Annotated in this window: 1 protein-coding gene; it reads left to right on the forward strand. The window is 40.5% G+C overall.

The features are described from left to right. Nucleotides 1–64 precede the first annotated feature (64 nt). Nucleotides 65–1215, forward strand: a protein-coding gene (locus ACSLUH_RS19405; RefSeq protein ID WP_448570070.1) for an IS3 family transposase whose coding sequence is annotated in 2 segments (ribosomal slippage) — nt 65–335 and nt 335–1215 — 1152 coding nt in all. Because the reading frame shifts where the segments join, the coding sequence is not laid out codon by codon here. The last annotated feature ends 17 nt before the right edge of the window (nt 1216–1232 follow it).

A 1232-nucleotide genomic window follows, 5' to 3' on the forward strand; every position in this document is an offset into this window, starting at 1 on the left:
TGATCTGCAATAATCAAACAGGACACTTTGATAATGGAATATAATCCAAATATTGAGGTGTTAAATGACAAAAAGAACAAACAGAAGTTACACAGCAGAATTTAAACAAGAAGCTGTGGCATTAATAACCGAACAAGGTTATTCAGTCCCTAAAGCGGCTGCCTCTTTAGGTATCACAGATAAATTACTTTATAACTGGAAAGCCAAGTTCGAGTCGGAGCAATCTGGTAATACTTTAAATGCTGATGAACGAGCTGAGCTAGTAAAGTTACGTAAGGAAGTTAAAGAGCTAAGGATGGAAAAAGAAATATTAAAAAAGGCCAGCTCCCTCCTGCTAAGGGAAACGAAATAACGTTTCAAACAATTAAACAGCTAGCTCCAACTTTTCCTGTTGTGAAGCTTTGCAAGATAATGAAAGTTAGTCGTTCAGCCTATTACGCTTGGCTAAATCGACCAGCCAAAATCATTACTGCTGAGCAGCTTCATCTATATCGAAGAGCTAAAGCAATATTCAAGCAAAGTCGAAATAGCTTGGGTTATCGAGAGCTGAGAAAACGGTTATGCAAGGAGGGATTTAATGTTAGCGAATATGGCGTGCAAAAACTGATGGCGAAACTTGGCTTGGTTGTGACTCAACGCATAGCTTACAAGGTAACAACGAAACGCAAACACAGTGATGCCGTTGCCGATAATTTGTTAAACCAGAACTTTAATCCTGTTGCGCCTAACCAAGTTTGGGCTGGTGATGTCACTTACCTAAAAACAGGCGAAGGCTGGATGTATCTGGCCATTGTTATGGATTTATATTCCAGACGCATAGTCGGTTGGCATATTGATAAACGTATGACCACTGACTTAGTGAGCAAGGCGATGATTAAAGCCTATAACTTACGTCAGCCTAATAAAGGCTTAGTGTTCCACTCAGATAGAGGCTCACAGTATACCAGCAAGCGTTATCGTAAGCTGCTGGCTAATTATGGAATCAGAGCTAGCATGGGTGACGTTGGAGCTTGTTGGGATAACGCTGTTGTTGAAAGGTTCTTCGGTAGTTTAAAACATGATTGGCTGCTAAAAGTACCACAGGCAACTCGTGAGCATATGAAAAACGATGTAGCTGCGTATATGCGCTATTACAACTTAGAAAGGCTTCATACTGCTAACGGTGATCTGTCACCAGTAGAGTATGAGCTAAATTCCTTAAGAAAAGTGTCCTGATTTAGTTGCGCAGAACA

The sequence above is a fragment of the Thalassotalea ganghwensis genome, assembly GCF_053485795.1.